At 70.1% G+C, this 6,018-nt stretch carries 3 protein-coding genes; 2 read left to right on the forward strand and 1 reads right to left on the reverse strand.

From position 1 onward, the window contains the following. The first annotated feature begins 161 nt into the window (after window positions 1-161). Entirely contained in the window at window positions 162-917 is a 756-nt protein-coding gene (gene cofE / locus IT306_29275) for a coenzyme F420-0:L-glutamate ligase (protein ID MCC7372541.1), read from the forward strand. A 41-nt stretch (window positions 918-958) separates the two neighbouring features. Here the strand turns inward: cofE and IT306_29280 are convergent, their stop codons facing one another. Next, window positions 959-4,255 carry a hypothetical protein gene (locus IT306_29280; GenBank protein MCC7372542.1) on the reverse strand — a complete coding sequence of 1,099 codons (3,297 nt, stop codon included), beginning with the start codon at window positions 4,253-4,255 and terminating at the stop codon, window positions 959-961. 527 nt (window positions 4,256-4,782) lie between these two features. On the opposite strand from IT306_29280, the gene IT306_29285 reads away from it, so the two are divergent. Beyond that, window positions 4,783-5,922: an enolase gene (locus tag IT306_29285; protein ID MCC7372543.1), complete on the forward strand. Its 1,140-nt coding sequence runs from the start codon at window positions 4,783-4,785 to the stop codon at window positions 5,920-5,922. Window positions 5,923-6,018: the final 96 nt, after the last annotated feature.

Genomic DNA, 6,018 nt, shown 5'->3' on the forward strand with positions numbered 1-6,018 from the left:
CCGTCGGGAACGGCCGGCACTGGTGCGACTGGAGCGTCGCGCAGCGACTGCAGGATGGTAGGCGGGGCTTTCAAGCCCCGACGCGGCGGCACGACGCGGTCGTCATGCGCTTGCCCTGGCGCACGGTCGCGCGTGCGTGCGGCCCTGGCTATACTCCCGGCATGAGTGACGACATCCGGATCATTCCTGTGCGCGGCGTCGGCGAGGTCCGACCGGGCGACAACGTAGCGGCCATCCTGGCGGAGGCGTTCCAGGCCCAGGGCCAGCAGTTCGAGACCGGCGATATCGTCGTCGTCACGCAGAAGATCGTCTCGAAGGCTGAGGGCCGGATCGTCGATCTCCGCACGGTCACGCCCTCGGAAGAGGCCCTTGAGCTTTCCAGGATCAACGGCCGCGACGCCCGCCAGATCGAGGTTGCCCTCCGCGAGACGGCGAAGGTCATCCGCAAGGATCGCGGCATCCTGATCTCGGAGACGCGCCACGGCTTCATCTGTGCCAACGCCGGCGTGGACGGCTCGAATCTGGCCGAGGCCACCGAAGTCTCGATGCTGCCGATCGACTCGGACGTGTCGGCGGACGGCATCCGGGCAGACATCCGCGCCCGGACCGGGGCCGAGGTGGCCGTCATCATCTCGGACACCTTCGGGCGGCCGTGGCGGCAGGGCCAGACGAACGTCGCCATCGGCGTCTCGGGGATGCAGGTGGTCCGGGACTACCGGGGGCAGACGGATTCGGCCGGGCTGGTGCTGGTGGTCACCGAGATCGCGGTGGTGGACGAGCTGGCGTCGGCGGCCGAGCTGGCGACGGGCAAGCTGGACCGAGTGCCGGCGGCGGTGATCCGGGGCTATCCGTTCGCGCCGGGCGAGGGTCGCGCCACCGAGCTGGTGCGCCCCGCCGAATTCGACATGTTCCGGTAGGTCACGTGCGCGCGCGGCCGATCCTGTAGTGGATGCAGGCGTCAGCGCTCGACGACGACGAAGTCTGTCGGGTCGAGCGTCAGCGCGGTGCGGACGTGTGCGCCCTCGGGGCCTTCCTGCGTGAACGCCAGGGGGCCGCGCCGCACGCTTCTGACCGCCCGGGCCTGCCCGACGTCGTGGATCAGCAGCTCGATCTGGCGCGGGCCGTCCGCGAGCGCCACCAACGGCACCAGCACGGCGCGATCCGTCTCGAGCAGCCCGGTCTCGACCAGCGGATCGGAGCTGACCGCGCCGCGCCGGGCGAACGGCAACGCCGGCCCCACCAGCAGGCGGCGCACGTCGAAGCGGAACGCCGTCAGTGGGGTGTGGGTGAACGGGCCGCGATCCGGCGGCGGCAGCGGGTTCGGGAAGCCCGTCTGGACGTAGGCCGTGCCCAGGAGCGTCGCCCAGAGGATCGCCTGGCCGCGCCCGTGCTTGTGGGCGATGGCGGCCGGCGAGCCGTCCCCGAACTTCGCGAAGACCTCGGCGGCGGGCAGCGGATCGAGCTTCTGGCGGAACGCGAGGGCCGCCGCCTGCATGTCCTCGGCGTTGACCCGGCCGGAGATCGTGTCCAGGGCGCGCAGGCGCGGCAGCTCGATGCGCGGGCGGATGAACGTCGTCGCCTTGTCCAGTTCCTGACCGAGCAGGCCGTAGACGGGCAGCAGGGTATCGTTCGGCTCGTTGTACTCGTCACGGAAGCCGCCGCCGGCCACCGAGATCAGCGTGCCGCCCTCGCGAACCCAGTTCGCCAGCCCGTTGGCCGCCGCCCGCGACAGCCGATCCGCCGCCACAAAGAGCACCTTGTAGCGGCTGGCGGACCCGTCGATCAGGTCATCCTCGACCACGATATCCACCGGGATCTGCTCGTGCCGGAGCGCCGTCCAGATCGCCTTGCGTTCCATGTTGTAGGCCGTGTTGGGAAAGTCGTCGGCGTCGTCGGGCTGCAGGCCCTCGGCCACGCCCGGCGTCACCCGATCCCACAGGTCGGTGCTCTCGGAGAGCAGCAGCCCCACCGAGGCCGGCCGCAGCTTGCCGTCGGCGATCAGATCGTCGATCTCCCCCAGCTCGTAGGTCACATCGCGGAGCGTCTGGTAGCGGCTCAGGTCATCCGAGCGGATGTAGTTCTCCGTGTTCGCCTGCTCGGGCGTGACCTGGAAGTAGTCGAGGACCGTCGCGCCGTGCGCGATGGCCGTCACCACCGAGCGGCGGAAGTCGGCGTCGGTTGTCCCCGGGCTGTGCGGCATCGCATAGGCCTGGATCACGCCGGGCCGGTTGCGCAGGCCGCAGCGGAACGTGTCGAGGATGTACCCGCTCATCTGCGGCCCCAACTCGCCAACCTGCCACCAGTAGTCGCTGTGGCAGACGCGGTTGATCGCGCCGCGCCGGAGCGCCTGCACGAACATGGTCAGGTCCGGCCAGAAGAACGGGTGCGGCGAGTAGTTGGGGCCGTAGACGATGTCGCTGCCGAACGTCTCCCGGAGCTTTGTGGAGGCTGCCGCCAGCCGCTCCAGGGTGACCTGGACGATGTAGCGTCGGCTCTCGACGTAGAGGCGAGGGGTCTTGCGAGCATCCTCCTCCTCGTCCACGTAGCGGACGCGCCGCCAGCGCTGATCGAGCGGCCGGCGGGTGACGCTGGCAGCGTCGTCGGCCGGCATCAGATCTTCCGGCTGGAACCCCCTGGCCTGGAGCATCGCGCGGAGGCCGTCGTCACGGCCGTCCCTGGGCGCCCACTGCGAGAAGGTGATCTCGTCGCCGTAGCTGAAGCCGCGCAGGTACGGCATCCCCTGGACGGAGTCGATGTCGCGTTTCGCCTTGCCGATGTTCTCGTCCGTGGGGTACCAGCGGTAGTCGCCCAGCACCTGGAACTTGCCGACGGTCCGGCCGGCCTCGCGCAGCGTCTGCACCTCGACCTGCAGCCCGCCCGTGCCGAGCCGGTTGAAGGCGTTCAGGCCCAGCAGCACGAACAGCTTGCGATAGAGCTGGTAGATGCGTGTGGGACTGGCCAGGTTGCGCTCGGCGTCATCGCCGAGGCCGGCGTACACGAGGGTCCGGGCGGGCGGCTTCCCCACGGGGGCTGGCGTCGCCTCCAGCACCGCGATGATCCGCTCCAGCGTCTCTTCGCCCGTCAGGATCTCCTGCGGGGCGCTGGCCGGGTAGGGCGGCACGTTGACGAGCAGGCGCGAGGCAGCATCCTCGCGGTACTCCAGCGTGCGGAGGATCGCGCCGTCTTGCGGGGCGCTCGCCAACTCGAGCAGCATCGTCATCCGACGATTCTGGCTGTTGTTGACCTGGGTGAAGCCCAGATGGCCCTGGTGCGTGGTGTCGCGGCTGGAGACGTCCACCCAGGGGGTGCGGTCGCCCGGCTCCAGCCGCTGCGGCCGGCCGCTGGTGCGGGTCAGCCCCATCTTGTCGATGGTGAACGCGGGGAACGTCCAGGGCACGCGGTTGACGGTGTACCGTCCCTCGACGTGGAAGCTCTCGCCACTGTCGGCCGGGTTCGTGATGCGCGCGTAGAGCCGCCCGGCCGCCGCCGTCCCGATCTCGTCGAGGATCGGGTAGGCACGGGTGCCGCGCGCCTTGTACGCCTCCTCGACGTCCGTGGTCAGCAGGAGCAGGTCGAGGTTGCGGTTGGCCGCCGGCTCGGGGCCATCCAGCACCTCCAGCGTGAAGCGGGCCGGTCCAGCCGCGAGATCGAGCAGGCCGCTCTCGACCACCAGCCCTTCCGGACCGTGCGGCAGCTCGTGCCAGGGGGCGTCCGCGAGGTTGAAGAACCACGTTCGCGTCGCCCCTGGCGCCCCCAGCTCGACGCGCCCGGGCGGGCGGTCCGGCTGCTCCACGTTGACGGCGATGCGGGTATGGTGCGTCCGCGACGGCAGCTCGTAGCGGGCCAGCAGCCGATACTGGCCGGCCTTCGGCACGGCGCTCTCCAGGGATGCCTTCGCGCCGACCGCGTCGGCCGGAGCGTGGAGCAGCGCCCGCCCCGAGACGTGGCTCGCCCCGATACTGTCCACCATGTAGTTGCCCTGGCCGACCTGGATCGCCTTCCAGCCGGGGCCGTCCGGGACAAAATCCTCGGCTTCGAGGAGCACCCGTGTGACAGAGCTGTCAGCCTCGGGCGAGGGCGGCGGCACCGTCGGCGGGACCGGCGTCTCGCGGCGGACGGGCGTCGGGAGCGGCCGGGGCGTCGGCGGCGGAGCGGCCACGTCGCAGGCCGCCAGCGCGCCAACCGCCAGCCCAAGCCCGCCGAGGACGGCCCGCTGAAGCGCCTGCCGCCGGGTCATCCGCGCGGTCACACGCATCTACTCGCCGGTCGACGACCAGAACGCATCATGGATGGGTTCGTACCCCTGCTGCGCCTGCCAGGCCACGAATTCTCGCTCCAGCAGCTCGTCGTCGGTCATGCTCGGCTCCTGGAGCGGCCTCGATGCGGCGGTCGGCCGGCCAGCGCCCCCGCTCCCCGGCCCGATTCTACCACGCATCCAGCCGCCCTCCCGCTGATTCCGGGGCTGCGCACAGGGCGATGGCATGTTCGTTAGCGTTCCCGAAACGCCATGAAACGCGCAGTCGGAGTTTGAAAGCCCCGACGCCGCTGCCCGACGCGCTCAACAGGCAATCGCCCTGGGGCCGCGCGCAGGCCTCCGTGAGGGCGCGGCAGCGTCTCTGGTACAGTCCGCGCGCGGGCTGCAACCGATGGCGGACCGACGCCACGGGCTCTACCATCGTGCAGTCACTGGGCGCACCAGGGAGCAGGCGACACGGTGTCGCGCTTCGCCCGCTCCCTGGCGCGTCCAGCGCTGAGTCGTCCTCACGCAGGAGCAAGACGCGCATGAAGATCACCGATGTCTCGATCCAGCGCTTTCAGTACAAGTCGAAGGTCGTTCGCGACACCGACGGGCACGGCCACGCCGGCCACGAGCACGAGGCCGTGCAGAACCTCCTGACCATCACCACCGACGAGGGGGTGAGCGGCCACTACTTCGGTGCGGCGAACCCGGGCGTGATCCAGGATGTCGTCAAGCCGTATCTCGTGGGGCAGGACCCCCTCTACCGCGAAAAGCTCTGGCACGGACTGAAGGAGCGTCAGCGGCTCAACCTCGCCACACTGGCGGACCGCGTGCTGACGGCCGTTGACTGCGCCCTCTGGGATCTCGGGGGGAAGATCGCCGGGCTGCCCGTGCACAAGCTGCTCGGGGCGGCGCGCGACACGGTGCCGGCCTACGCCAGCACGATGGTCGGCGACGACAGCCCCGGCGGCCTCGACACCCCCGAGGCGTACGCCCGCTACGCCATCCAATGCAAGGAGCGCGGGTACCCGGCCTTCAAGCTGCACACCTGGCAGCCGCCCCTCGAAGGCGCACCGAGCGTCAAGCGCGACCTCGAAGCCTGCCGGGCCGTCCGCGAAGCGGTCGGGCCAGACTACCCGTTGATGCTCGACCCGTTCCACTACTACAACCGACTCGAAGCGCTGCAACTGGCGAAGGGACTGGAGGAGCTGGGCTACCTCTGGATGGAAGAGCCGATGGACGAGCACAGCATGTCGTCCTACATCTGGCTCTGCGAGCAGACCGCCCTGCCGATCTGCGGCCCCGAGACCGCCGAGGGCAAGATGTACGTCCGCGCCGAGTGGATCAAGGCCGGCGCCTGCGACATGGTGCGCTCGGGGGTGGGCGACGTCGGCGGCATCACCGGGCTGGTCAAGTGCGTCCATCTCGCCGAGGCGTTCGGGATGCACCTGGAGGTGCACGGCGGCGGCGTGGGCAACCTGCACGTGCTCGGCTCGATGGTCAGCCCCGGCCTCTACTACGAGCGCGGCCTGCTGCACCCGTTCATCGACTACGACGAGACCCCCGCCTGGCTCAACAAGCCCATCGACCCGATGGACGACGAGGGCAACGTCCACATCTCGCCGGACCCCGGCCTCGGCTACGACATCAACTGGGGCTATATCAACAAGCATCTGGTGTAGGGCAGGGCGATTGCATGTTGATGTCGTCGTGCCGCCGCGTCGGGGCTTGAAAGCCCCGCCTACGATCCTGCAGTCGCTGCGCGACGCTCCAGTCGC

The organism is Chloroflexota bacterium (genome assembly GCA_020850535.1).
GTDB lineage: Bacteria > Chloroflexota > UBA6077 > UBA6077 > JACCZL01 > JADZEM01.